At 69.2% G+C, this 24,958-nt stretch carries 20 protein-coding genes, 1 pseudogene and 1 riboswitch; of the genes and pseudogenes, 7 read left to right on the top strand and 14 right to left on the bottom strand.

From position 1 onward, the window contains the following. A partial coding sequence (locus AC1DO7_RS27440; RefSeq protein WP_477116779.1) for a DUF6632 domain-containing protein occupies positions 1-311 on the bottom strand: 311 nt, incomplete at its 3' end. A gap of 301 nt (positions 312-612) precedes the next feature. Here AC1DO7_RS27440 and AC1DO7_RS27445 point away from each other — a divergent pair. Beyond that, positions 613-1,851: a YbfB/YjiJ family MFS transporter gene (locus AC1DO7_RS27445; protein ID WP_441615033.1), complete on the top strand. Its 1,239-nt coding sequence runs from the start codon at positions 613-615 to the stop codon at positions 1,849-1,851. A 51-nt stretch (positions 1,852-1,902) separates the two neighbouring features. Here the strand turns inward: AC1DO7_RS27445 and AC1DO7_RS27450 are convergent, their stop codons facing one another. Next, a complete protein-coding gene (locus AC1DO7_RS27450; RefSeq protein WP_477116780.1) occupies positions 1,903-2,325 on the bottom strand; it encodes a DUF3574 domain-containing protein in 423 nt (140 codons plus the stop codon). Between the two features lie 311 nt (positions 2,326-2,636). Between AC1DO7_RS27450 and AC1DO7_RS27455 the strand changes: the two genes are divergently transcribed. Then, positions 2,637-2,972 (top strand): cupin domain-containing protein, encoded by a 336-nt coding sequence (locus tag AC1DO7_RS27455; RefSeq protein WP_441615036.1) that lies wholly within the window; start codon positions 2,637-2,639, stop codon positions 2,970-2,972. A gap of 15 nt (positions 2,973-2,987) precedes the next feature. On the opposite strand, the gene AC1DO7_RS27460 is transcribed toward AC1DO7_RS27455, so the two are convergent. Further along, on the bottom strand, positions 2,988-3,296 hold the full coding sequence (locus AC1DO7_RS27460; protein WP_441615113.1) for a DUF1272 domain-containing protein: 309 nt from the start codon (positions 3,294-3,296) through the stop codon (positions 2,988-2,990). Positions 3,297-3,439: 143 nt separating this feature from the next. On the opposite strand from AC1DO7_RS27460, the gene AC1DO7_RS27465 reads away from it, so the two are divergent. Both AC1DO7_RS27465 and AC1DO7_RS27470 read left to right on the top strand, forming a co-directional pair. Further along, the gene (locus AC1DO7_RS27465) at positions 3,440-4,402 is read left to right on the top strand and encodes a GlxA family transcriptional regulator (protein ID WP_441615038.1); all 963 of its coding nucleotides are present in this window, start codon (positions 3,440-3,442) and stop codon (positions 4,400-4,402) included. A gap of 448 nt (positions 4,403-4,850) precedes the next feature. Beyond that, complete coding sequence (locus tag AC1DO7_RS27470) at positions 4,851-5,312, top strand: YjjA family protein (RefSeq protein ID WP_441615040.1); 462 nt, start codon at positions 4,851-4,853, stop codon at positions 5,310-5,312. Positions 5,313-5,356: 44 nt separating this feature from the next. Here AC1DO7_RS27470 and AC1DO7_RS27475 read toward each other — a convergent pair. Next, positions 5,357-6,714 (bottom strand): annotated as a pseudogene (locus tag AC1DO7_RS27475) (methyl-accepting chemotaxis protein). Between the two features lie 291 nt (positions 6,715-7,005). Beyond that, positions 7,006-7,263: riboswitch (cobalamin riboswitch) on the top strand. A gap of 125 nt (positions 7,264-7,388) precedes the next feature. Here AC1DO7_RS27475 and AC1DO7_RS27480 point away from each other — a divergent pair. Genes AC1DO7_RS27480 through AC1DO7_RS27490 form a run of 3 tightly spaced genes read left to right on the top strand, consistent with a single transcriptional unit; the run spans position 7,389 to position 12,261 of the window. After that, positions 7,389-9,641 carry a TonB-dependent receptor gene (locus tag AC1DO7_RS27480; protein ID WP_441615044.1) on the top strand — a complete coding sequence of 751 codons (2,253 nt, stop codon included), beginning with the start codon at positions 7,389-7,391 and terminating at the stop codon, positions 9,639-9,641. Positions 9,642-9,652: 11 nt separating this feature from the next. Next, positions 9,653-11,173, top strand: a complete 1,521-nt coding sequence (locus AC1DO7_RS27485) for a PepSY domain-containing protein (protein ID WP_441615046.1) — start codon at positions 9,653-9,655, stop codon at positions 11,171-11,173. A 29-nt stretch (positions 11,174-11,202) separates the two neighbouring features. Continuing rightward, the gene (locus AC1DO7_RS27490) at positions 11,203-12,261 is read left to right on the top strand and encodes a HoxN/HupN/NixA family nickel/cobalt transporter (protein ID WP_441615048.1); all 1,059 of its coding nucleotides are present in this window, start codon (positions 11,203-11,205) and stop codon (positions 12,259-12,261) included. 95 nt (positions 12,262-12,356) lie between these two features. Here AC1DO7_RS27490 and AC1DO7_RS27495 read toward each other — a convergent pair whose 3' ends face one another. The 10 genes from AC1DO7_RS27495 to AC1DO7_RS27540 form a co-directional block, all read right to left on the bottom strand. Then, entirely contained in the window at positions 12,357-13,340 is a 984-nt protein-coding gene (locus tag AC1DO7_RS27495; protein WP_441615050.1) for a Bug family tripartite tricarboxylate transporter substrate binding protein, read from the bottom strand. Between the two features lie 187 nt (positions 13,341-13,527). Continuing rightward, positions 13,528-14,700: a mandelate racemase/muconate lactonizing enzyme family protein gene (locus tag AC1DO7_RS27500; RefSeq protein ID WP_441615052.1), complete on the bottom strand. Its 1,173-nt coding sequence runs from the start codon at positions 14,698-14,700 to the stop codon at positions 13,528-13,530. Between the two features lie 103 nt (positions 14,701-14,803). Further along, positions 14,804-15,517: an SDR family NAD(P)-dependent oxidoreductase gene (locus tag AC1DO7_RS27505; protein WP_441615054.1), complete on the bottom strand. Its 714-nt coding sequence runs from the start codon at positions 15,515-15,517 to the stop codon at positions 14,804-14,806. 99 nt (positions 15,518-15,616) lie between these two features. Further along, positions 15,617-16,558, bottom strand: coding sequence for a dihydrodipicolinate synthase family protein (locus AC1DO7_RS27510; RefSeq protein ID WP_441615056.1), 942 nt, complete (start codon positions 16,556-16,558; stop codon positions 15,617-15,619). 24 nt (positions 16,559-16,582) lie between these two features. Beyond that, on the bottom strand, positions 16,583-17,446 hold the full coding sequence (locus AC1DO7_RS27515; protein WP_441615058.1) for an IclR family transcriptional regulator: 864 nt from the start codon (positions 17,444-17,446) through the stop codon (positions 16,583-16,585). A gap of 550 nt (positions 17,447-17,996) precedes the next feature. Next, positions 17,997-18,500, bottom strand: a complete 504-nt coding sequence (locus AC1DO7_RS27520; RefSeq protein WP_441615060.1) for a vWA domain-containing protein — start codon at positions 18,498-18,500, stop codon at positions 17,997-17,999. Positions 18,501-18,667: 167 nt separating this feature from the next. After that, on the bottom strand, positions 18,668-19,708 hold the full coding sequence (locus tag AC1DO7_RS27525; protein WP_441615062.1) for a magnesium chelatase ATPase subunit I: 1,041 nt from the start codon (positions 19,706-19,708) through the stop codon (positions 18,668-18,670). Continuing rightward, positions 19,705-23,499 (bottom strand): cobaltochelatase subunit CobN, encoded by a 3,795-nt coding sequence (cobN, locus tag AC1DO7_RS27530; protein ID WP_477116781.1) that lies wholly within the window; start codon positions 23,497-23,499, stop codon positions 19,705-19,707. Before cobN ends, AC1DO7_RS27525 begins: the two co-directional genes overlap by 4 nt. A gap of 29 nt (positions 23,500-23,528) precedes the next feature. Continuing rightward, positions 23,529-24,602: a cobalamin biosynthesis protein CobW gene (cobW, locus tag AC1DO7_RS27535; RefSeq protein WP_441615065.1), complete on the bottom strand. Its 1,074-nt coding sequence runs from the start codon at positions 24,600-24,602 to the stop codon at positions 23,529-23,531. Between the two features lie 114 nt (positions 24,603-24,716). Then, positions 24,717-24,958, bottom strand: a 242-nt coding sequence (locus AC1DO7_RS27540) for a hypothetical protein (RefSeq protein WP_477116782.1), incomplete at its 5' end; no start/stop codon positions are given.

The raw sequence follows: 24,958 nt of genomic DNA on the forward strand, positions 1-24,958 counted from the left end.
TCGCCAAGCAGGTGCCCGCGCTGGTGCACGCTCGCGAGCGCCTCGACAGCCATGATGCCGCCGTGCACCAGGCTCGACCACACCGTGAACCAGATCAGGCTCAGGTGGCGCAGCGGATCGCGCGCCGCGAGGATCAGGAACACACCCAGCGTCGCGTAGATGCCGACGATCATCAGCGGATAGTCCGAGTACCCGCTGTGCCATGCCCAGCCGGATGGCCACAGCACCATCAGCGGATAGAGCGCGAGCGCAACCGCGCCCACCACTACCAGCGCGATCCGGAGCAGCCGAAGGCGGGCGTTGTCTGTCATTTTCGCTCTCCCGTTTGCATAGCTAACACGCCAGGCCATTGTTTCACGCGCATCCGCGGGTCTCAACGCATGCCGGGCCCGGCATGCGGGGTGCCGAACAGACCGGCATGAAGCGGGCCCGGCCATCTCGTCCTGCTGTGCACTATTTGCCACAAAAAATCTGCTTGCGTTTTATATCGAGTGTTATAGTATCCGTTCTATATCGATCGCAACAAAACAAGGCAATCGCTTTCACGCTGACGCCGTTCCCACAATGGAAGGCCTGTCGCCAACGGCTTCGGGTCCATCGCAGGAGAAGTTCATGTCACAAGACACCCTTGCCATGCCAGGCCGCGCCAGCGCGCTGGATGCGCAAGCCATGTTCGCCATGCTGGCCGGCCTTTGCGGCAGCCTGGTCGCCATCGGGCTGGCCCGGTTCGCCTACACGCCCCTGATCCCTTCGCTGATCCAGGCGCACTGGTTCACCTCGTCACAAGCAGTGACGCTCGGCGCGGCCAATTTCGCCGGCTACCTGGCCGGCGCCTTGCTGGGCCGCCCGCTCGCCAGCGCGCTGTCCAACCGCAGCGCGCTGCGCTTGCTGATGCTGGTCGCCACGGTGGCCTTCTTTGCCTGCGGCTTTCCGCTTTCCGTGAGCTGGTTCTTCCTGTGGCGCTTTGCTTCGGGCTTGTCGGGCGGCGCCATCATGGTGCTGGTGGCGACCACGATCCTGCCGCACATCCCGCCGGCGCGCCGCGGCTTCGCGGGGGGCATGATCTTCCTCGGGCTGGGCCTTGGCATCGCCGCGTCCGGCACCATCGTTCCGCAACTGCTGCAGCTTGGCCTGCGGGACACGTGGCTCGGGCTCGGCGTGGTGGCCCTCGTGCTGACCGCGGTGAGCTGGTTCGGCTGGCCCGGCGATAACGCAGCGCAAGCCGCCGGCGCCGCTAGCGCGCCAGCGCAATCCGCTGCCGCCCCGGCCCGCGGCGCGAACACGGCCATGCGGGTGTTGTATGCCCAGTACGCAGCGAACGCGCTGGGCCTGGTGCCAGCCATGGTGCTGCTGGTCGATTATGTAGCGCGCGGGCTCGGCCGCGGTGCGGCCGTCGGTGCGAGCTATTGGGTCTTGTACGGCATTGCGGCCATCGCCGGCCCGGTCCTGTGCGGCAACGTCGCGGACCGCATCGGCTTCCGCTCCGCCTATCGCATCGCGCTGGCGCTGCAGGCGCTTGCAGCGGCCATGCTGGCGCTGTCGGGCAGCGCCGTGCTGATCGGCGTTGCCACGGTCATCCTCGGTATTTTCACGCCCGGCATCGTGCCGCTTACGCTGGGCCGCATCCATGAAATGGTGCCGCACGACCATGTCGAGCAGCGTGCCGCGTGGAGCCGCGCCACCACGGCGTTCGCGCTATTCCAGGCGCTCGGCGGCTACGGCTACTCCTATCTGTTCGGCGTTTCGCACAACAACTATGCGCTGATCTTCGCCTGCGGCGGCGTGGCGCTGGTCGTGGCGCTGCTCGCAGACTTCGCGGTGCGCCGCCAGGACGCAAGCCGCGCGCACTGAGAGCGAACCATCCATCCAGCCCGGCGAGGCGCTCCGCCGGGAATCTGCGCGCTAGAACGCGGCGCAGACCGCGCTTCTGGTCCGCAGCACCGCCTCCTGGCTGAAGCGCGCCTTGTACTCCGCGGCAATGGCGCGCACCGCAGCGTTGCTAGCGTCGTCATCTMCATGCACGATGCTCAGCACATAGGCTGCTTCGCGCCCGATCCCCTCCGGGCCCGGCGCGCGCCACTGTCCGGCCGCCCGCCATACTGTCAAACCCTGCGGAAAGCGCGGGGTGGCGGAATCGCGCAGGAAGGCGGCCCATGCGTCTTCCGACACCGTCCCGCCCGGCATGGCCGTGCCGAAATACATCAACTCGGCAACGGCGCGATGTTCGCCTGGCGCGCACGGCAGGCCCGGCACGCTGGCGCAGGCGGCAGCCGCAAGGACCGGCACCAGGGCCGCGGCAAGGCGAAGGCGAAGGCGAAGCAGCAAGGACAAGGCTCCGTGGGTACGCGCGGTGTGTCGGGACGGCGGGACCGCCGCGGTATTCGCGGCAAGCCGCGCCTGCGCAACCATGCTAGAAAATCACGGCGCCGGGGGCAAGCCATTGCAGCGCCGCCGGTCCGGCGAGCGGGCGTGTTTCGGTAAGGCTGCCACGGCCTGGCGCGTGCTGACGCCAGCGCGCCCTTGCGCCGGGGCGGGTGCTGCGCTATTCCGGTAGCATGGCTGGCGACAGCTGGCGGAAGTCCCCTTCACATGGCGCCGGCCACCTGCCGGCGCGTCCGCATCGATGGAGAATGGTCATGGCTCAGCATCACGCAGCAACCGGTGAGATCGTCAAACTCCGCCCGCTGGGCGCCGCGCTGCGGCAGGCCCAGAACCTGACGCTGGTGCGCGCAGCGGACCTGCAGGTCATGCGACTGGTGCTGCCGGCCGGCAAGTCGCTCCCGGAACACAGCGTGCCCGGCGCGATCACCGTGCTCTGCCTGGAGGGCGCGATCGAGATGGAGGCGCATGGCAGCAGCCAGCGCATGGACGCCGGYGACCTGATGTACCTGGCGCCCGGCGCACCGCACGCGCTGCGCGGCATCGAGGATGCTTCGGTGCTGATGACGTTGCTGCACCATCGGGACGAATAGCTTTTTCCCGGCCGCTCAGCGCTGTTCCGGCGCAATGCCGGCAATGGGCGCGGCAAAAAGCGCATGTGCCTGCGGATCGACCGGCTTGTGCTTCTTCTGCGTGCTGGCCGGGTCCTTGCCGAGGCAATTGTTGTTCTTCCAGTTGCGCGCGGGCCGCACCGGCCTGGGCGTGAAGCCGCCGCCGCAATTGGGACAGACGTTCTGCAGGATATCGTCCACGCACGCGGCGCAAAACGTGCATTCATAGCTGCAGATGCGCGCTTCGCCCGAAGCCGGCGGCAGCGCCTTGTCGCAGTGTTCGCAAGTCGGTCTGAGCTGTAGCATCATGTCTCCCGTGATGAGGTGGCCAGTATGGCCAGGTAAGTTATGTGCCATGGTAAAAACAAAGCAGCCTGGCGCAAAGCAGATACTCTGCCTCCCGGCGTAAAAAACATGCCATCCATTGAACGGCCCCGCCCCGCCATCGAATGAAACGGATCTACTTCGTCCTCCCGCCAAAAGTGCACGTGCTCGACCTGGCCGGGCCGCTGCAGTTGTTCGGCTCGCTGGGCGAGCTGGGGCTGGGCTCGGTCGAGTGCATCTGCGTGGGACCGGAACGCGAGCTGGAGAGCTTCCAGGGCCTGAGGCTGAGCGCGCTCAAGCCCCTGCCGGCCACGCTGGCGCACGGCGATGCCGTCATCGTGGCGGGATGCAAGCTCGCGCCAGACGCCCCGCTGTCACCGGGCAACAGGCAGATCGTGCAATGGCTGCAGCGCATTGCGCGCCCGCGCCTTGGCGACATCCTGCTGGCCAGCGTCTGCACCGGCGCCTGGCTGCTGGGCGCCGCGGGGCTGCTCGACGGGCGCGACTGCACCACCCACCACGACTACCTCCAGCGGCTGCAGCAACGCCATCCGCGCGCGCGCGTGCTGGCTAACCGGCTGCTGGTCGACGACGGCGGGCTGGTCACCTCGGCCGGCGTCACGGCCGGCATCGACCTGGCGTTGCACCTGATCGCGCGCGATTTCGGCGCGCCGGCGGCGATCCGCGTGGCGCGCGACAACGTGGTGCCGTTCCGCCGCCTGAGCCAGGATCCCGCGCTCGACGCGCAACTACGCTACCGCGACCACGATCACGCGGTCATCCACGCCGTGCAAGATTTCCTGACGGCCCGGCCGGACTACGCGCTGCCCTATGCGGCGCTGGCCGCCCGCTTCGCGCTGAGCTACCGGCAACTGGCCCGGCTGTTCCACCAGCAATGCGGCGTGACGCTAAAGCAGTACCAGCAGCAATTGCGCGTTGCGCTGGCGCGGCGGCTGCTGCGCGAAAGCGACTGGCCCATGGAACAGGTGGCCGCGCACTGCGGCTTTGCCAGCCCGCACGCATTGCGGGCTGCATGGCGCCAGGAGGAGGCCGTGACGCCGTCTGCCTGGCGCATGGCATCCGCTTGATGCGCGACCCGGCCCGTGGCGTCTTGCGCCGCTGTCGCGCGGGCGACCGTGCCGCCTCCGGCGCAGTGGAGCGGGGCCGAGGTCTCCACGCCATTGGCCGACGCCCCCAGGAAGAACGGGCTGGAGATGAGCGGGGCGAGCGCGCGCACCGCGACCCAGCAATCGCGGCCCCGCAGTTCCCGCCCGGCAGCCACGTATACCGCCGCGCCGCCATTGCCGATCCGCCGATCCAGGGGAAATGCGGGGCCGGCTTCCGCGCCGGCATGGGCCGCGCCGCACCCGCGAGTGATGCATTGTCCCTGCGGTGGGTCGCAAGGGGCATCCGGCTACCGGGCGCGCCAGCGCCGGAGCGCCGCGGGCTGGGTCGCGCCCGTGCACCCGTGGCGATGGCCTGCCCGCCACGCACTATATTGGAAGCTGCCATGATCCCACCCCGGAGGAAGACCGCATGAAATCCAGCATCTACCGCATCACTGCCGTGTCGATCCTGCTCGCCGGCCTGCTGCCGGCGGCCGCGATCCACGCGCAGATCGGCGACATGCTCAAGGGAGCCACGCAGGGCGGAGGAAGCAGCACCGGCGGCCTGGGCGGCCTCGCCGGCAGCCTGGGCGGCGGCATGCCTTCGCTGCAATCGCTGAGTTCCGGCAGCATCGGCAATGTGGCCGGTGTGCTGGAGTATTGCGTCAAGAACAACTACCTCGGCGGCGGCGGCGCTTCGTCCGTCAAGGACCAGCTGATGGGCAAGCTCGGCGGCTCGGCGACATCGGACCCCGGCTACACGGACGGCGCCAAGGGAATACTCAGCAGCAGCGACGGCAACAAGTTCGACCTCAGCGGCGGCGGCCTCAAGGATCAGGTCACCAAGCAGGTCTGCGACAAGATCCTGGCGCAGGGCAAGTCGCTGCTATAGGGATAGGGCCGGGCGCGCAAACGGCGCGCGCCCGGCCCGCGCACTCATGCCGGCACGAGGCGGAAGGCGGACACCGCATGGTGCAGCGCGCCGGCCTGGTCTTCGAGCGAGGCCGCGGCCGCGCTGGCCTGCTCCACCAGCGCTGCGTTCTGCTGCGTCATCTGGTCCATCTGCGAGACCGCGCGGTTGACCTCCTCGATGCCGGTGCGCTGTTCGGCCGTGGCCGAGGCGATGCCGTCCATGATGGCGGTCACGCGGCCCACCGCGTTGACGATCTCGGCCATGGTCTGGCCGGCCTGCTCGACCAGGGCGGAGCCGCTGTCGACCTGCCCCACCGATTCCACGATCAAGGTCTTGATTTCCTTGGCGGCACCCGCGCTGCGCTGCGCGAGGTTGCGCACCTCGCCGGCCACCACGGCGAAGCCGCGGCCCTGCTCGCCGGCACGCGCGGCTTCCACCGCTGCATTGAGCGCGAGGATATTGGTCTGGAAGGCGATGCCGTCGATCACGCCGATGATGTCGTTGATCTTGCGCGAGCTGGCAGTGATGCCGCGCATCTTGGCCACGAYCTCGCTCACCACGCTGCCGCCCTGCTGCGCGATCTGCGCGGCATCGGCCACGTACTGGCTGGCCTCGGCGGCGTTGTCGGCGTTCTGGCGCACGGTGGCGGTGATCTGCTCCATGCTGGCGGCGGTCTGCTCCAGCGAGGCCGCCTGCTGCTCGGTGCGGCTCGACAGGTCGGTGTTGCCGGCGGCGATCTGCTGCGCGGCGGCGCTGATGGAATCGGCCGACTGCTGGATGCCCGCCACCGTGCCGGCAAGCTGGTCGCGCATATGGCCGATGGCGTACATCAGGCTGGCATTGTCATCCGGGGCGGTGTCGGCACGCACCGTGAGGTCGCCGCCGGCCATGCGCAGCGCCAGCGCCGCCGCCGCAGCGGGCTCGCCACCGACCGAGCGCTGGATGCTGCGGATCAGCAGCGTGGCCACCACCGAGATCACGATGCCGAGCAGCACCAGCAGGCCAAGCGACTGATACAGGGAAGCGCGGAACTGTGCCTGCACATCATCCATATAGGTGCCGGCGACGAGATCCCAGCCCCACGGCTTGTAGCGGGCCACGTAGCCGATCTTGGGGCTGGCCTGGTCGCTGCCGGGCTTGGGCCACCAGTAGTCCAGGTGGCACGGGCTTCGTCTTCGGTCATCTTGCCCAGGCGCGCCTGCTCGGCGTAGTCACGCACCAGCGACAGCGACATGTCGACCACGTTGGCCAGTTCGCCGCGACGGTCCGCCATCTGCAGTTGCCGGGTCTGGAAGGCGTGCGTCACGGTCAGCAGCAGCAGGCCGAGCCAGGCCAGCACGAGGGGGATCCACAGCTTTTTTCGCAGGGTCAGGTGATTCATGGAAGGGTTCGCTTTATATCCAGGCATGCGCCGGCGATGCAAAAGGCACGCGGCATGCACGGATATCGGAGCGCACCTTGTCTTCTTTAGCGCTGCGTGCGGCATCTCCGCAAGAAGCCACCAGGATGCGGACGGAATGGCGCATAAAGCACCAAAATCGCGCCGCAGATCGCCATCCCGGTGCACCACCGCCCCGGTGTGCGTGATCACAACGAAGGGCCAGGCCACCAGGCAAGCACAGTAGAAATCCCGTTACAATCGCGGTCGCTTTCCACATTGCTCCTGCAATTGGATTGCAACAGGTTCGAAGGTGCCCCCGCCGCGCGACACGCGGCGAGGGTTAAACGGGAAACAGGTGCGCCGCCATGTGCGCGGCAAATCCTGTGCTGCCCCCGCAACGGTCAGCAGGTAGAAAGGTGTCACGCCGGGCCCACAGGCCGCGGCAGCCACTGCGCGTCGGAACGCGTGGGAAGGCGGCACCCTGGACGCGCCCAAGCGGCAGTGCGTCCCCCTGCGAGCCCGGATACCGGCCTTGCGAACGATCACCGAGGCTGCGGACGGGCGGCAAGGCGTGAGGCTGCCGGGCATGCGTCCCGGCGCCATTGCGCGCGCGTCCGTGGCTTGTTCGTTCATTGCCGCGGGCGGGGTCGCCTGCGGCTCACGATGGAAAGTCCATGCCCGCGCGCTCCCGTTTCACCCGCACCGCCCCGCCCGGCCCTGTCCGGCCCCGGTTTTCCCCCACCCGCCGCAAGCTGGCCCGCGGTTGTGCGCTGGCACTGTCGCTGGGGGCCTTTGCCGGCGCCGGCGCGGAGGCCGCCCGGGCCGCCGAAGACACCGAAGCACCCGGCCGCGCGCATGCGCAGCCGGCACCGAAAGACGCCGCCGTGCTGCCGCCGGTGGTGATCAGCAGCGCGGCGGCGCTGCCCGGCCTGTCGCTGTCGGAACCTGCCAGTACCGCCAGCCGGCTGGGACTGACGCCGCTCGAGACCCCGGCCAGCGTGGAGGTGCTGCCCGGCGAGGTGATCCGCGAGCGCGGCGACCTGACCGTGAGCGACGCCGTGTCCCGCGCCACCGGCATCATCGCCAACGGCGCCCCCGGCAACGGCGGCACCGCGCTGACCGCGCGCGGCTTCTCGGGCCAGGGCTCGGTGATGCAACTCTACGACGGCACGCGCCTCTACGTGGCGGCCGGCACGGTGACCTTCCCCTTCGATACCTGGTCGGTTGACCGCATCGAGGTGCTGCGCGGCGCGGCGTCGGTCATGTATGGCGAGGGCGCCATCGGCGGCGTGGTCAACGTGATTCCCAAGAAGCCGATGCGCGCGCCGATCACCAACGAGCTGCAGCTCACCGGCGGCACCCAGCGGACGGCGCGCGCGGCCTTCGACACCGGCGGCGCGGTCAACGACAACCTCTCCTACCGCTTCAATGTCAACTACGGACGCTCCGCCGGCTGGGTGGAACGCGGCGAATCGCGCAACGTGGCCGTATCCGCCGCGGTGCGGCTCGACGTCTCGCCGGAGTTCAATGTCACGCTGTCCTATGACGACGGCGACCAGCACCCGATGCGCTATTTCGGTACGCCGCTGGTCAACGGCAGCCTGGATACGTCGCTGCGCACGAAGAACTACAACGTGGGCGACAGCGAGATCACCTACCGCGACCGCTGGACGCGCCTGGCCGCGCAATGGCAGCCGAACGAACGCGTGACCGTGCGCAACCAGTTCTACTACCTCACCAGCCAGCGCCACTGGCGCGATGCCGAGTCCTACACCTTCCTCCCCGCCTCCGGCCAGGTGCGCCGCACCGACTACCTGGAAATCCTGCACGACCAGGAACAGGTAGGCGACCGCGCCGACCTGAAGATCGACGGGCAGCTGTTCGGCATGGCCAACACCGCCACGGTGGGCTTCGACGTCAACCGCATCAACTTCACCCACAGCAACAACTCGCCCTACGGCGGCACGTCCACCGTCAACGCCTATCAGTTCGATCCGGGCCAGTTCTTCAGCCCGCCGGGGGTGGTCACTTCGCCGCGCTACCGCACCCACACCACGCAAGCCGCCCTGTTCGGCGAGGACCGCCTCAAGCTCACGCAGCAGTGGTCGGTGATAGGCGGCGTGCGCTTCGACCATGCCCAGCTCGAGCGCGGCAACCTGCTCACTGGCGACGACTGGACCCGCAACTTCAACAACGTGACGTGGCGCGCCGGCACGGTCTACGAGCTCACGCCGAAGCTGTCGGTCTACGCGCAGTACGCCACCGCCACCGATCCGCTCGGCGCGCTGATCACCACCTCGGACGCGCAGAAGGACTTCAAGCTCGCCACCGGCCGGCAGATCGAGGCCGGCATCAAGCAATCGTTCTGGGACCAGCGCGGCGAATGGACCTTCGCCGCGTACCAGATCGTGAAGAAGAACCTGCTCACGCGCGACGCCAGCAACCCGGCGCTGACGGTGCAGGTAGGCGAGCAGTCCTCGCGCGGGCTGGAAGCCTCCCTCAGCATCGAACTCATGCGCGGCCTGCGCGTGGACGCCAACGGCACCGTGCTGCGCGCGCGCTATGACGATTTCGCCGAAAGCGTGAACGGCGCGCTGGTCTCGCGCAACGGCAATGTGCCGACTGGCGTGCCGCAGCAGGCGGCCAACCTGTGGCTGACCTGGGCCTTCGCGCCGCAGTGGCAGGTGGGCAGCGGCCTGCGCTATGTGGGCCGGCGCTATACCAACAACGCCAACACCACGGCCATGCCCTCGTACACCGTGGTGGACGCCTCGCTGCAGTGGCGCGTGTCGCGCAAGACGGCGCTGGCGCTGCGCGTGTACAACCTGTTCAACCGCAACTACGCCGAGACCTCCGGCAACAGCGGCGGGCAGTGGCTGCTGGGGCGGCCGCGCGCGGCAGAGTTGTCGGCCAACTTCTACTTCTAGGCATGGCCACGATGCGCCGCCCGGGGTCCTGGCGGGAGCGCGGCTGGCGCTTCACGCGACGCTGGCTCTACCTGATCCACCGCTGGGCCGGCATCGCCGGCTGCCTGCTGATCGCGATGTGGTTTCTCTCGGGCCTGGTCATGATGTACGTGGCCTTTCCCGCGCTGACCGATGCAGAACGCCTCGCCGGCCTGCCGCCGCTGGACCTGCCCGCGGTGCGGGTCACGCCGGCCGCCGCCATGGCCAGCGCCGGCCTGGAGCGCTTCCCGCGCAGCCTGCGCCTGGAGATGATGGGCACCCAGCCGGTCTACCGCATGGTCGACTGGCGCGGCACGCCGCACACGGTCTCCGCGCGCGACGGCGCGCCCATCGGGCAGGTGGATGCCGCCACCGCGCAGGACATCGCCGCGCGCTTCGCCCGTGTGGGCAAGGCACGCTGGGTCGAGACCGCCGAGCGCGACCAGTGGACCGTGCCCAACGGCCTGAACGCCTGGCGCCCGCTGCACCGCATCGCGCTGGACGACGATGCCGGCACCGAACTGTACGTGTCCGCGCGCACCGGCGAAGTCATGCGCGACACCAGGCGCGCCGAGCGCTTCTGGAACTGGCTGGGCGCGGTGCCGCACTGGCTGTACTTCACGCCGGTGCGCGCCGATCCCCCGCTGTGGCGGCAGGTGGTGCTGTGGACCTCCGGCGTGTGCATGGCCGTGGCGGTGAGCGGCATCTGGATCGGCTGGCTGCGGCTGCGCGTGCAGCGCCGCTTTGCGCATGGCAGCGCGGGCGGCACCTCGCCCTACCACGGCTGGATGGCCTGGCACCATGTCGCCGGGCTGGGCGGCGCGCTGTTCCTGCTGGCATGGCTGGCCAGCGGCTGGCTCTCGGTCAACCCCAACCAGTGGTTCCCGGGGCGGAATTTCGACCAGGCCGCGCTCGAGCGCTATGCGGGACAGACCTTGCCGCGCTTTGCCGATCTGGACGGCAGCGCGCTGGCCAGCCAGTTGCGCGCCGCCGGGCGACCGCGCGAAATCCGCATGACGTGGCAGGCAGGCCAGCCGGTGCTGCTGGTGGCGACCGCGGCGCAGGACGGCCTCGCCTATCGCGCCGATACCGGCGCCGCGCTCGCGCCAACCGGCGAGCGGCTCACCGCAGCTGCCGCCAGCCTGGTGCCCGGGGCCGGCATCGCCGGGAGCGAACTGCTGACGCAGCCGGACGACTACTGGTACAGCCATCACCAGCCGCGCAAGCTGCCCGTGCTGCGGGTACGCTTCGACGACGCCGCCGCCACCTGGGCCTATCTCGACGCCACCAACGGCAGCCTGCTCGGCCGCAGCGACGGCAGCCGGCGCGCCTACCGCTGGCTGTTCAACGCGGCGCACAGCTGGGACCTGGGCTGGCTGCTGCGGCACCGGCCCGCGTGGGACATTGCCGTGTGGGCGCTGTCCGCCGCCGGGCTCCTCATCTCCGTCAGCGGCGTGGTGATAGGCTGGCGGCGCCTGTTCCGCCCCCGTCGCCGCGCCGGGACACAACGCTGACCGATTCGCACTAGATCACAGAACCGACCATGCTCCGCTTCCTCGCCAGCATCTTCAACGACCAGCACGCCGACGTACGGCGCAAGGTCATCGCCTTGTACGCCTTCCTGATCGCCGCCAATGTCGGCGCCTGGATCTGGGCGCTGGCCGCCTTCCGCGACCACCCCATGCTGCTGGCCTCGGCCGTGCTCGCCTACTCGCTGGGACTGCGCCACGCCGTGGACGCCGACCATATCGCCGCCATCGACAACGTCACGCGCAAGCTGATGCAGGAAGGCAAGCGTCCGGTCGCGGTCGGCTTCTTCTTTTCGCTCGGGCACTCCACCGTGGTCACGCTGATGTCGATCGGCATCGCCGTGGCCGCCGCCGCGCTGCAGACCCGCTTCGCCGACATGAAGGCCGTGGGCGGCATGATCGGCACCAGCGTGTCGGCACTGTTCCTGTTCCTGCTGGCCTTCTTCAACCTGCTGATCCTGATCTCGGTGTGGCGCGCCTTCCGCGCCGTCAGGCGCGGCGAAGCGCTCAAGGAGCAAGACCTGGACCTGCTGCTCAACAACCGCGGCTTCCTTGCGCGGCTGTTCCGCCCGCTGTTCCGCCTTGCCAGCCGCAGCTGGCACCTGTTTCCCATGGGCCTGCTGTTCGGCCTCGGCTTCGACACCGCGACCGAAGTGGCCCTGTTCGGCCTGTCCGCCGCGGAGGCCGCCAAGGGCGTGCCGTTCTGGACCATCATGGTGTTCCCCGCGCTGTTTACGGCGGGCATGTCGCTGGTGGACACCACCGACGGCATCCTGATGCTCGGCGCCTACGGCTGGGCCTTCACCAAGCCGATCCGCAAGCTCTACTACAACATGACCATCACGCTGGTGTCGGTGGTGGTGGCGGTGGTGATCGGCGGCATCGAGGCGCTCGGCCTGATCGCCGACAAGCTTGGCCTGGAAGGCGGCCTGTGGGACGTGGTTGGCGAGCTGAACGCGCACTTCGGCATGCTCGGCTACGTGATCATCGGCGTGTTCGTGCTGAGCTGGCTGGTGTCGATGGTGGTGTACCGGGTACGCCGGTACGACGAGATCGAGGTGCGGATGGGGTGAGACCGGCCAGGCGCGATCCCGCCCCGAAGTCCGCCCCGACGTCGGCACCGAAGTCGGCGCCGAAGCCGGGGCGGAAGTTGGGGCCGAAGTCCGCCCTATTCCGCGCGAATCTTCGCCTCCGCCACGATCTTGGCGGAGCGGGCCATGTCTTCCTTCTCGAAGCGCGCGAAATCCTCGGGCGTCCCGGGCGACAGCAGGTAGCCCTGCTCTGCCAGTCTGGCGCGCAGGTCGGAAGACAGCGCCTTGTTGACCTCGGCATTGAGCCGCCTGGTCACCTCCGCCGGCAGCTTGGCCGGCCCCCACAGACCGTACCACGAGTAAAACTCGTAGCCAGGCACGGTCTCGCCGACGGTAGGCACGTCGGGCATGGATGGCAGGCGGTCCTTCGAGGTCACCGCGACCACGCGCACCATGCCGCTCTTATGGTATGTCAGGGCGCCGAGCACGGGATCGATGAAGCCGTCGATGGCACCGCCGATCAGGTCCTGGTAGGCCGGCGCAGAGCCCTTGTACGGCACCACCAGGTAGTCGATCTTGCCCGCGCGCTTGAGCATCTCCGTCGACAGGTGGCCGGCGGAGGCCTGCGAGCCGATGGCAAACGACATCTTGCCCGGATGCGCCTGGGCATAGGCAATCAGCTCCTTGATGTTGTTGATGGGCAGCTTGCGATTGACGGACACCGCCAGCGGGCCTTTGCCCACCAGCGCAACGGGCGTGAAGTCGCGCGTTACGTCGTAGGGCGACGACTTCAGCGTCATCGGCGTGGTGGTGAAGGTGGAGGCGCTGAACAGCAGCGTATAGCCGTCGGCTGCCCCCTTGGCAACCGCATCGGCGCCGATGATCCCCTGGCCGCCGGGGCGGTTGTCGACGATGAAGCTCTGCCCGGTCTGCTCGGCCAGCTTCTGCGCCAGCATGCGGCCGACCGTGTCGGTCGGGCCACCGGGCGGAAACGGAATGATGACGCGCACGGCCTTGGAGGGATAGGTCTGCGCAACGGCGGTGGCCATGGCGGCGGCGCACAGCAGCAGCGCCTGGGCGGCGCGACGGGCAAGCCGGCGGGACAGCGTGTTCAATTGCATCTTTGTCTCCTGTATCTCGACTGAAAGCGCATGCCGCCGGGTGGCCGGGCCATGGCCCGGCGCGCCCGCGGCGCGTGGTATCGATCGACAAGGCCAGCGCGGTGCGCTTGCCGTTGGTCCCGGTGCCGCCATCAATGGCGGTTCTCGGTCCCGGGTCAGCGGCGCCTTGTCCCCGACGCGCGGCGATTCAYGGCTGCGCCAGCGCCACCATTTCGGCGTAGAGGTCGGCCTTGCCTTCGAAGCCGATGCCGGGCAGCTCTGGCATGGTGATATGCCCTTCGATCACCTTCACGCCATCGGGGAAGCCGCCATACGGCTGGAACAGGTCGGGATAGCTTTCGTTGCCGCCCAGGCCCAGGCCGGCGGCGATATTGAGCGACATCTGATGGCCGCCGTGCGGGATGCAGCGGCGCGGCGACCAGCCGAACGTATTCAGCACTTCCAGCGTGCGTTCGTACTCGACCAGGCCATAGGACAGCGCGCAATCGAACTGCAGGTAGTCGCGGTCGGGGCGCATGGCGCCATACCGGATCAGGTTGCGGGCGTCCTGGTGGCTGAACAGGTTTTCGCCGGTGGCCATGGCGCCCGGGTAGTACTCGGCCAGCGTGGCCTGCAGGTGATAGTCCAGCGGATCGCCGGCCTCTTCGTACCAGAACAGCGGATAGTCGCGCAGCATCTTGGCGTAGGCGATGGCGGTATCGAGATCGAAGCGTCCGTTGGCATCCACGGCAAGCTGTGCGTCGGCGCCGATCTCCTGCAGCACGGCTTCGATGCGCGCGCTGTCTTCCTCGATGCTGGCGCCGCCGATCTTCATCTTGACCACGTTGTAGCCGCGCTTGAGGTAGGAGCGCATCTCGGAGCGCAAGGCGCCCAGGTCCTTGCCCGGGTAGTAGTAGCCGCCGGCGGCGTAGACGAACACGCGCGGGTTGGCCTTGACGCCGTGCCGCTCGGCCAGCAGCCCGAACAGCGGCTTGCCGGCGATCTTGGCCACGGCATCCCAGACCGCCATGTCGATGGTGCCGACCGCGACCGAGCGTTCGCCGTGGCCGCCGGGCTTCTCGTTGGACATGGTTGCGGCCCACACGCGGCCGGGATCGAGATTGGTGCCGGTGTCGTCCAGCAGCGAGCCCGGATCGGCCGCCAGGATGCGCGGCGCGAAGCGCTCGCGGATCAGGCCGCCCTGGCCATAGCGGCCATTGGAGTTGAAGCCGTAGCCGATCACGCGCTTGCCGTCGCGGAAGGCGTCGGTCACCACGGCGACGAGGCTGGTCGTCATCTTCGAGAAATCGATATAGGCATTGCGGATGGGCGACGAAATCGGCTTCGTCACCTCGCGGACGTCAATGATGCGCACAGACATGGCTATCTCCAGTGTTCGGTGTATGCGGTGTATGTTCGGTGTTCGGTGTATCCGGTGTTCGGTGTATCCGGTATCTCGTTGTCTTCGGTGCGGCCTGGCCGCGCTACAGCGACCCGCCGCCGCAGATCACGATCTGCTGGCCGGTGATGGCCCCTGCGTCCGGGCCGAGCAGGAAACTCACCACGCCGGCCACTTCGCCGGGGCGGATAAAGCGCCCGATGGGCGGCGTGCGCGGCGGCGTGCCCTTGCGTCCGGGGTCGTTCAGCATCGGCGTTTCGGTAGCGCCGGGCGCCACCACGTTGACCGTGATGCCGCGCGGCGCCAGCTCCGCCGCCCATGAACGCGCCATGCCCAGCAGCGCGGCCTTGGTTGCCGCGTACTGGCTGCGCGCGGGTGCGCCACCAGCGGTGCGGCTGCCGATCAGCACGATGCGCGCGCCGTCGGGCAGCACCGGCAGCAGCGCATTGGCCAGCACCGAGGCGGCCTGCACATGGATACGCCACATGCCCTCGCCGTCTTCCGGCTTGAGTTCGCCCAGCGCGGCCGTGCGCATGAAGCCGGCGGCATGGACGATGGCATCGACCCGCGGCAGCGCACCGACAGCGGCCGCCAGCCGCGGTGCGTCGGTCAGGTCGACTTCGATCGCGCTGAAACCTTCGCTGCTGGCCACCGGCGTACGGTCCAGGCCGGTCACGTGCCAGCCTGCGTCCAGCAAGCGCCGGGCAATGGCGGCGCCGATGCCGGAGCTGGCGCCGGTGACAATGGCGTGCCTTGCCGGTTGCGCGGGCGTGTCCTGGTTCTGCGTCGATTGGCTCATCTGGTCCCTCCCGAAAACACATCGCTGGCGACCATGCCGCCGCGGCGCCGCCGCGCATGGCTGCGGGCCGCTCACAGGCCGGGCATCGGCGCGGCAGTATCAGGCCGCGGCCTTCTGGGTAATGCCGGCCTGCGCAAGCGCGGCCTGGATGGCAGCCAGTTCGGCAGCCGACGGCGCGTGGGTTGGCGGGCGCACCGTGCCGTCGCTGATGATGCCGGCCAGCGCCATGGCGGCCTTCATGCGGCCGTGCGCTTCGCCGGTCGGCTCGCCGGCGCCGTACACCGCGTCCTTGAGGGGATTGATCAGGGCTTGCACGCGCATCGCTTCGTGCAGGTCGCCGGCCTGGACCGCCTTGAGCARGTCGTTGATCAGGCCGGGGATCAGCGAGGCGAAGCCGACCAGCGCGCCGTCGATGCCCTGCACCATCGACGACAGCAGATATTCGTCATGGCAGGTCATCAGCACCTTGGTGGGGTCGGCGGCGCGGATCTCCTTGATGTCCCGCGCATATTTGTTCATCTCGCGCTCGCCCATCTTGAACGCCTTCACATAAGGCAGCCTTGCCAGTTCGGCGAGCAACTCGGACGAATAGGAGCCGCGCGTCCAGGCCGGGTAGATATGCACCACGAGCGGCAGGCCGCTGGCCTTGCCGATGGCGTTGAAATAGTCGAGGCAGTGCTCGGGCTTGAAGCCAAAGCGCAGCCAGTGGTGCGGCGGCATGATATCGAGTCCCGCGGCGCCAGCTTCCCTGGCCCAGCCGGCCTGCTCCACGGCATCGTTGATGCCTTCGCAGACGATCGACGAGATCACCGGGCAGATGCCCTTGGTGGCGTCCGCGGTGATACGCGTCACCTCGGCGCGTTCGCGCGGGGTCAGCGAGAAGACTTCGCCCGTGTGGCCGTTGGTCATCAGCGCCGTGACACCCTCCTGGCCGCCGAGCCACCGGGAAAAGCGGCGCAGTTCCGGCTCATTGATGCTGTAGTCCGCGTTGAACGGGACCGCGATGGCGGGGATGATGCCGCGGAAATTGATATCAGACACGTTTGTCTCCTGGTGAAGCAGGCGCTAGCGGCGCAAGGTTGGCGATAAGGAAGGCGGAATGAAGCCTCCGGAGGGTTGCAACGCACGGGCCAGTTCGGTAGCGGCATGCACTACCGCCGGCGCCGTGGTCGATTCGAAATCGTCGAGCGAGGTATTCATCGCCGGTGCGGCCACGCTCAGGCCCGCAAGCGGCACGCCGTCCACGTCCAGCACCGGTGCGGCGACCACGTACAGGCCGGACACGGTTTCCTGGTCGGACAATGCGTAACCCTTGGCGCGCACTGTCTCGAGCCGCTCGAGAATGATGTCGAGCTCGGTGAGGGTGTGGTCGGTCAGCTTCTGGCGCGGCTGCGCGTCCAGCACGCGGGTCTGCGTGTCCCGTGGCAGCGATGCCAGGATGGCGTAGCCGACCGCCGTGGAATACGCCGGCACCCGGCTGCCGATACGGATATCGACCCCGAGCCGCGTCAGCCCGGCCTGCACACGTTCTGCGTAGAGCACGTCCGCGCCATCCAGCACGCCAATCGAGGCGGCTTCATTGATCTCCCCCACCAGCGCGCGCAGGATCGGCCTTGCACGCGTGCGCAGGTCGGCATGGGCAATGGCGTCGAAACCAAGGTCCAGCACTTTGAGCGACAGCCGGAACAGGCGCGTGTCCGGCACGCGCTGCACATAGCCGATGTCCACCAGCGTATTGAGGAAGCGGAAGGCGGTGGCATTGTCCAGCCCTGCGCGGCGCGCCACCTCGGCCATGGTCAGCTCGGGTTCCTGTGCCGAGAACGCTTCGAGAATGCGGAAGCCCTTCGCCAGCGACTGCACCGTGTTCTTCGATGCGTCGCCCGCGCTGCTCGCCTTCGATGCGGAACGGACTGTGTTCTCGGGTGCCATGTCAATCTCCACTGTTAGTTCGGAATGCGAATTTTAATTCGTCGAACTGACGGAGGAAAGCCCTCGCTGATAAACCGCGCATGCCTATCGCCTCAGTGCCATCTCAGTGCCACCTCAGTGCCGATACGCCATCGCGGCTGGTTAATTCGGATTGCGAATTTTTATTCGCAAATTAAACACGAAAAAAAATTCTGGAAACGCATGTGGTACCTCGCCCCGCCGGTCATCTTGCCGGCTTGTGCCGCATGTACGAGTTACCTGCGCTTCATCTGTGCTTCACCCGTGCATCACCCGTGCATCACCTAAATATTCGGATTGCGAATTCTTATTCGCGATGTAGGATATTCTAGTACCTGGATTCAGGCAGGAGCAAGGACGAACCGCTAATGGTTTCCACTTAGCCATGCCGTCGCGGCCGTGGCTCGAAACAAGCCCGGGACGAAACCGGTGCGTACTGGCGGTACAGGAATCCACTTCCACCCAACTGCAGATCTGTAGCCGGCCTGCGCGCCCGGCCCCGGGAATGCCGTCGGCGCGGACAGCCGATCATTCAGGCGACCAGCGCCTGCGCCAGCAAATACTCCCCATCCCAGGCCGCGGCCAGCTCGCGGCACCGCCCCAGCGCTACCGCCTGCTGCTCGAAGTCCACCACCATCACGGCGTCCGCCCGGTGCGGTCGCACGGGTTGCTCCGGGCTGCGGCCGTCGCTGAGCAGCCAGAGCCAGCGTTGCTGCGCCGGACGGCGGCGCGCGGCGCGGGCCAGCAGCTCGCCCGCGCGCTGCATGCCGAGCGCGAGCGGCGTGCCGCCGCCGCCGGCGATGGGACGAATCCACGCTTCGCTCCACGGCCGGGCGCGGGCCGGCTGCAGGCGGACTTCGGCATGGGTGCCGGCGAAGCACACCAGCGCGACCTCGGCGCGGGCCTGGTAGGCGCGCTGCAGCAGGCGCAGCAGTACGCCCTTGGCAAGCGCGAGCTGGCGGCCGTGCAGCATGGAGGCGGAACAGTCCAGCACGAAGCAATGCAGCACGCCCGCCTGCGCCTGCTGCGCCCGCATGCGCAGGTGGCCCGGCGCGAGCGGTGCGGTGCGCTTGGCGGCGAGCGTGCGCGGCCAGTGGATGCGCTGGCCGTTCAGGCGGCCATGCGAGGGGCCTGGCGCGGAGAAGCGGGGGCCTTGCCACCGGTTGCCGCCTTGCCGGGAATCGGCGGCGGCCTGCCGGTGGCTCAGGCTTTTTTTGCGGGCAGCGGCCTCACGGATTTGACCGGTGCGATGCCCGCCGCCGTGCTGGCCGCGGGTGGCGGCAGCGCGCCCCAGGGGTTGGCGGAGCCCGCTGCGGCGGGGCTGGCTTCGCTGCGGTCGTCGGCATGTTCGTGGCCCGGCGCGCGACCCGGTTCGGGCGGCACCTGCCGGCGGTGATGCAGCACCAGTTCGGCCACGGTGTCCACGTGCGCGGGCACGATGGCCGCGTCGCCCTGCAGCGCAGCCAGCGCGCGTGCCGCACGCAGCATCACAAGGTCCGCCCGCACACCGTCCACCGCGGCGTCCAGGCACAGGCGGCCAACGCGTTCGTGCACCGCGTCGCTGAACGCGAGTGCCGGCAGCGCGGCCCGGGCGGCATGCACCTGGCGCGTCAAGGCGTCCTGCGCGCCGGCATGGCGCGCGCGCAGCGCTTCGGGGTCGGTGTCGAAGGCCAGCCGGGTGCGGACGATGGCCTGGCGCTGCGCGGGATCGGTGCAGTTCTCCAGCGTCAGCGCCAGGCCGAAGCGGTCCAGCAATTGCGGGCGCAGTTCGCCCTCCTCCGGGTTCATGGTGCCGACCAGCACGAAGCGCGCCTCGTGCTGGTGCGAGACGCCGTCGCGCTCCACCACGTTGATGCCGCTGGCGGCCACGTCGAGCAACTGGTCCACGAGATGGTCGGGCAGCAGGTTGACCTCGTCCACGTAGAGCACGCCCTGGTGCGCGCGCGCCAGCAGGCCGGGGGCGAAGCGCACCTCGCTCTGGCGCAGCACATGGCCCAGGTCGAGCGTGCCGGTCAGTTGTTCCTCGCTGGCACCCAGCGGCAGCGTGACGAACTGCCCTTCGGGCTGCAGCTCGGCCAGCGCCCGCGCGGCGGTGGACTTGGCGGTGCCGCGCGGGCCGCTCACCAGCACGCCGCCGATGCCGGGGTCCACCGCGGCGAGCAGCAGCGCCTGCTGCAGGCGCTGCTGGCCTACCAGCGCGCTGAACGGAAACGGCAAGCGCGAGCGCTGTGCGGCGGCGGTCATCGGGAGGCTCCTTCCAATGCCTGCTCGCTGTCGAGCAGGTGCTGTTCGAGTTGGGCGCGGCGCTCGCCGGGCGCCTGCCACAGGCCGCGCTGCGCGGCCTCGAGCAGGCGCTCGCAGATGGYGTGCAGCGCGCGCGGGTTGTGCCGGCGCAGGAAAGCGCGCGTGTCGGCGTCGTTCACGTAAGCGTCGGTCACCAGCGCGTACTGGTGGTCGGATACCACGCGCGTGGTGGCGTCGAAGCCGAACAGGTAGTCCACGGTGGCGGCCATCTCGAAGGCGCCCTTGTAGCCGTGGCGCTTGACGCCGTCGATCCACTTGGGATTGACCACGCGCGCGCGGATCACGCGGCTGATTTCTTCCTGCAGCGTGCGGATGCGCGGTGCGGCCGGGTTGCTGTGGTCGCCATGGTAGATGGCCGGCTGCGCGCCGCCGAAGGTGCGCGCGGCGGCGGCCATGCCGCCCTGGAACTGGTAGTAGTCGTTGGCGTCGAGCAGGTCGTGCTCGCGGTTGTCCTGGTTCTGCACCACGGCGTCCAGGCCCGACAGGCGCTGCGCAAAGCTGGCGCGTGCCTCCACGCCGTCGGTGCCCTGCCCGTAGGCGTAGCCGCCGGCATGCAGGTAGGCCTGGGCGAGGTCGTTGTCGTCCTGCCAGGCGCGGCTGTCGATCAGGTCCTGCAGCCCGGTGCCGTAGCCGCCCGGGCGCGCGCCGAACACGCGCCAGCCGGCGCGCCGGCGCGCTTCGGCGGCGGGCAGGCCCTGCGCTTCCAGGCGGGCGCGCTCGGCCAGCACGCGCTCGCGCAGGGGGTTGAGTTCGGGCGGCTCGTCCAGTTCGGCCACGGCCTGCACTGCGGCGTCGAACAGGCGCATGACGTTGGCAAAGGCATCGCGGAAGAAACCCGACACGCGCAGCGTCACGTCCACGCGCGGGCGGTCGAAGATCGCCATCGGCAGGATCTCGAAGTCGGTCACGCGGAAGCTGCCGGCCGCCCAGCGCGGCCGCACGCCCATCAGCGCGAAGGCCTGCGCGATGTCGTCGCCGCCGCTGCGCATGGTGGCCGTGCCCCATACCGACAGCCCCACCGCCTGCGGATAATCGCCATGTTCCTGCAGATGGCGCTCGATCAGTTGATTGGCGGACTTGAGGCCGAGCGTCCAGGCCGTGCGCGTGGGCACCGCGCGCGTATCGACCGAGTAGAAATTGCGGCCGGTGGGCAGCACGTCGGGGCGGCCGCGCGATGGCGCGCCGCTCGGGCCGGGCGGCACGAATTGCCCGGCCAGCCCGCGCGCGAGCTGCCGCATTTCCTGCTCGCCGCAGGCGTCCAGCGCCGGCGCCACCTCGCCATGCAGGCGCGCCAGCACGGCGGCGGCCTGCGGCAGGCCGGCCGGCACTGCATCGTCGCCGAGCAACTGCGCCGCCAGCATTTCCAGTCGTTCGCGCGTGTCACCGTGGTGACGCCATGCGCCGGCATCGACGGCCATCAGCAATGCCGGGCGCGGCCCCTGCCACGGCGCGCCCCAGTCCGCGTCGAGCGGATCGAAGCCCTCGCCCAGCCCGAGATCGGCGGCGAGCGCGGYCAGCAGGCTGGCCTGCGCGCCCCGGCCGTCGCCGCTCGGGAAACGGCCCAGCGCGAGCAGCGTGTCGCRCCGCTGGCGGCCTTGCGGCGACACGCCGAAGACATGCAAGCCATCGCGGATCTGCGATTCCTTCAGCTCGCACAGATAGGTGTCGGTACGATTGAGCAGCGCATCCTCGCCGTCGCTGTCGGCCGGCGCGTCGATCCCCAGCTCGCGGTGCAACTGCTGGTCCACGATCAGCTTGAGGATGGACTTGCGCAGCAGCCGCGCGCGGCGCGGGTCCACCGCCAGCGCCTCGTAGTATTCGTCGACCTGGCGTTCCAGGTCCTGCAGCGGGCCGTAGTTCTCGGCGCGCGTGAGCGGCGGCATCAGGTGGTCGATGATGACAGCCTGCGCGCGCCGCTTGGCCTGCGCGCCCTCGCCCGGGTCATTGACGATGAACGGGTAGAGATGCGGCAGCGGGCCGAGGATGGCGTCTGGCCAGCAGGAGTCGGCCAGCGCCACGCTCTTGCCGGGCAGCCATTCCAGGTTGCCGTGCTTGCCGACGTGGACCACGGCATCGGCGCCAAAGGCATGGCGCAGCCAGAAATAGAAGGCCAGGTAGCCGTGCGGCGGCACCAGTTCGGCGTCGTGGTAGCTGGCGTAGTCCTGCGCGCCGGTGGTGCCGGCCGCCAGCGCGTAGGCGCGCGCCGGCTGCAGGCCGATGAACAGATGTCCGCTGCGCACGCCGGCGATCATGAAGCGGCCCTGCCGCACCATCGGGTCCTGCCCGGGTTCGCCCCATTGCGCGGCGATGGCACGCTGGTTTTCCTCGGGCAGGCTACGCAGGTGGCCCAGGTAGTCCGCCATCGGCAGGCTCTGGAAGGCCGGGCGCCAGCCGTGCTGGGCAAGGTCGTTGGTGATGCCCTGCGTCAGCCCGCGCATCAGTTCGTCGCCGTCGGCGGGCAGGCCTTCGCAGTGATAGCCGTGCTCGCGCAGCGCGGCGAGGATGCCCACCACCGAGGCGGGCGTATCGAGGCCCACGCCATTGCCGATGCGCCCTTCGCTGGACGGATAGTTGGCCAGCACCAGCGCCACGCGCTTGTCGGCGTTGGGCATCCGGCGCAGGCGGCACCAGCGCCGGCTCAGCGCCGCCACGAAGGCGATGCGCTCCGCGTCGGGCTGGTAGCGCACCACGTCCACCTCGGTATGCGGGCAGCGGTAGGACAGGCCCTTGAAGCTGACCGCGCGCGTGATGATGCGGCCGTCCACCTCGGGCATGGCGATGTGCATGGCCACGTCGCGCGCGCCCAGGCCCTGGTTGTCGCGCAGCCAGTCCTCGCGGTTGCCGCCGCTGAGCACCACTTGCAGCACCGGCGCGTCGCCGGCCAGCGCCAACGTCTGCGGCGCATCGAGCGACGACACCGCGAAGGCCGTGGTATTGAGCACCAGCGCCGCGCGGTGTTCCGCGCAGAGCTGCTGCAATACCTCGCGGCACAGGGTGTCCTTGAGCGAATTCACCGCCAGCGGCAGCGGGTTGAGGCCCTCGGCTCGCAGCGCGGCGATCAGCGCATCGAACACATCGGTGTTGCCGGCCTGCAGGTGGGCGCGGTAGAAGACCAGCGCCGCCACCGGCGCATCCGCAATCCAGTCGCGCTGCCAGTCCGCCATCGTGGCGACGCCGTGGGCCGGATGGTAGAGCGCGGCCTGCGGCAGCACGCGCGGCTGCAGCGCCGGCTCGCCCCAGCCGAAGGCGTGGTGGGCCAGGCAGCGGAAGAACTGCTCTGYATTGTCGGCGCCGCCCTCGCGCAGGTAGCGCCACAGGGTATGGGACAGCGCCGGCGGCGCGTTGCCGCGCGCCAGCAGGTTGGCGTCCTCGGCCAGGTCGCCGGAGAACATCACCAGCAACTGGCCGCGCGCGCGCGCCAGTTCGGTCAGCCGCTCCAGGCCGTAGGCCCAGTCGCTGTCGCCGCCGAGGTGATCCACCACCACCACGCTCGCGTGCTGCAGCACGTCGTCCACGTACATGTCGAGCGAGGCGGGCTGGCGCAGGTACATCTGGTTGGCCAGCCGCACCGTGGGGAAGTCTTCGCCCAGGCGCGGGAACACGCCGGCCAGCAGCGACAGCGTAGTGTCCGCCGCGCTCAGCACCACCATGCGCGCCGGGCTCTGCACGATGCGCACCACGCCGGCGTTGTCGTCGACGAAGCCGCCCGGGCGGGTGGAAAGCAGGTGCATCGCGTGGCGGACGTGTCAGGGCTGCGGCGTCAGGCTTGCGCCGTGGCCAGCGCAGCCTCCAAGGCGGCCTGCAGCGTGGCCTGCTCCAGCTCCTGGCCGATCAGCACGATGCGCGTGGACTGCGCCTCGCCCGGCTGCCAGCGGCGGTCGAAGTAGCCGTCGAAGCGGCGGCCCACGCCATGCAGCACCAGCCGCATGGGCTTGCCGGGCAGCTTGGCGAAACCCTTGATGCGGTAAATGGTGTGCTGCTCCACCAGTTGCTGCAAGGCGCCGACCAGATGGTCGCGCTCCACTTCGCCCAGCTCCACCACCACCGAATCGAATTCGTCGTGATGATGGTCGGCATGCTCGGGATCGTCGGCGGAGCCGTGGTGGTCCGGGCGCAGGTGGATGCTGTCCTCGGACGCGCGGTTCAGACCCAGCAGCAGCGCCACGTCGAGCTTGCCGCCCTGCGCGCCGACGATCTTCACCTCGGCCGGGATCTCCGGGCGGATCAGCGCCTCCACCTCGGCGCGCTGCGCGGCGTCGATCAGGTCGGTCTTGTTGAGGATGACGAGGTCGGCCGCGCCGAGCTGGTCTTCGAACAGTTCGTGCAGCGGCGATTCGTGGTCGAGATTGGGATCGGCCTTGCGCTGCGCGTCCACCGCGTCCGGGTCGGCGGCGAACTGGCCGGCCGCCGCGGCGGCACCATCGACCACGGTGACCACCGCGTCCACGGTGAAGGCGTTCTTGATGCTGGGCCAGTTGAAGGCTTGCACCAGCGGCTTGGGCAGCGCCAGGCCGGAGGTTTCGATCAGCACGTGGTCGATGTCGGCGCGGCGCTCCAGCAGTTGCTCCATCACCGGGAAGAACTCTTCCTGCACGGTGCAGCACAGGCAGCCGTTGGCCAGTTCATAGAGCTGGCCGTTGCTCTCGCCCGACTCGTCGCAGCCGATGCCGCAGCCCTTGAGGATCTCGCCGTCGATGCCCAGTTCGCCGAATTCGTTGACGATCACCGCGATGCGGCGCCCGCCGGCGTTCTCGAGGATATGGCGCAGCAAGGTGGTCTTGCCGCTGCCCAGGAAGCCGGTGACGATGGTTGCGGGAATCTTGCTGGTCTGCATGGTGGCGGGCTCGGGAAATCAGGCGTTTGGAAAGCGGGGTCCGGCTTGCGGCAGCCGGTGGAAACGAGGCGAACAGCATAAAGACATCGTGCGGTACTGTCCACCGCCGCGCCGCTAGCGCTGGGCCTGCCGGCGCCGGCCCCGGTGCCATTCCACGCCGGCACCGGCGCCGACCAGCAACAGCATCAGTGCCGCCATCCACCACGCCTCGCGTGGCCGCAGACCGGCAAGCGGCGCCGAAGGCGCAAGGTTGAGCGTGCGCGCTTCGAGCAACCGGCCGACCACGTGTTCGGTCGTGCGCGGCAACGGCGGCAACGGCGGCACCGGCGGCGCCGGCTTTGGCGGCGTGGCAACCG

It is taken from the genome of Cupriavidus sp. 05N40 (assembly GCF_056397305.1).

Bases quoted from the DNA above. Each gene is read 5' to 3' on its own strand.
- AC1DO7_RS27520 (WP_441615060.1), bottom strand. From the start codon at position 18,500: ATGCGGGCGCAGCAGGCGCAGGCGGGCGTGCTGCATTGCTTCGTGCTG.
- AC1DO7_RS27460 (WP_441615113.1), bottom strand. From the start codon at position 3,296: ATGCTACAGCTCAGACCGACTTGCGAACACTGCGACAAGGCGCTGCCG.
- cobW (WP_441615065.1), bottom strand. From the start codon at position 24,602: ATGCAGACCAGCAAGATTCCCGCAACCATCGTCACCGGCTTCCTGGGC.
- AC1DO7_RS27480 (WP_441615044.1), top strand. From the start codon at position 7,389: ATGCCCGCGCGCTCCCGTTTCACCCGCACCGCCCCGCCCGGCCCTGTC.
- AC1DO7_RS27470 (WP_441615040.1), top strand. From the start codon at position 4,851: ATGAAATCCAGCATCTACCGCATCACTGCCGTGTCGATCCTGCTCGCC.
- AC1DO7_RS27465 (WP_441615038.1), top strand. From the start codon at position 3,440: ATGAAACGGATCTACTTCGTCCTCCCGCCAAAAGTGCACGTGCTCGAC.
- AC1DO7_RS27445 (WP_441615033.1), top strand. From the start codon at position 613: ATGTCACAAGACACCCTTGCCATGCCAGGCCGCGCCAGCGCGCTGGAT.
- AC1DO7_RS27490 (WP_441615048.1), top strand. From the start codon at position 11,203: ATGCTCCGCTTCCTCGCCAGCATCTTCAACGACCAGCACGCCGACGTA.
- AC1DO7_RS27515 (WP_441615058.1), bottom strand. From the start codon at position 17,446: ATGGCACCCGAGAACACAGTCCGTTCCGCATCGAAGGCGAGCAGCGCG.
- AC1DO7_RS27485 (WP_441615046.1), top strand. From the start codon at position 9,653: ATGCGCCGCCCGGGGTCCTGGCGGGAGCGCGGCTGGCGCTTCACGCGA.
- AC1DO7_RS27495 (WP_441615050.1), bottom strand. From the start codon at position 13,340: ATGCAATTGAACACGCTGTCCCGCCGGCTTGCCCGTCGCGCCGCCCAG.
- AC1DO7_RS27525 (WP_441615062.1), bottom strand. From the start codon at position 19,708: ATGACCGCCGCCGCACAGCGCTCGCGCTTGCCGTTTCCGTTCAGCGCG.
- AC1DO7_RS27505 (WP_441615054.1), bottom strand. From the start codon at position 15,517: ATGAGCCAATCGACGCAGAACCAGGACACGCCCGCGCAACCGGCAAGG.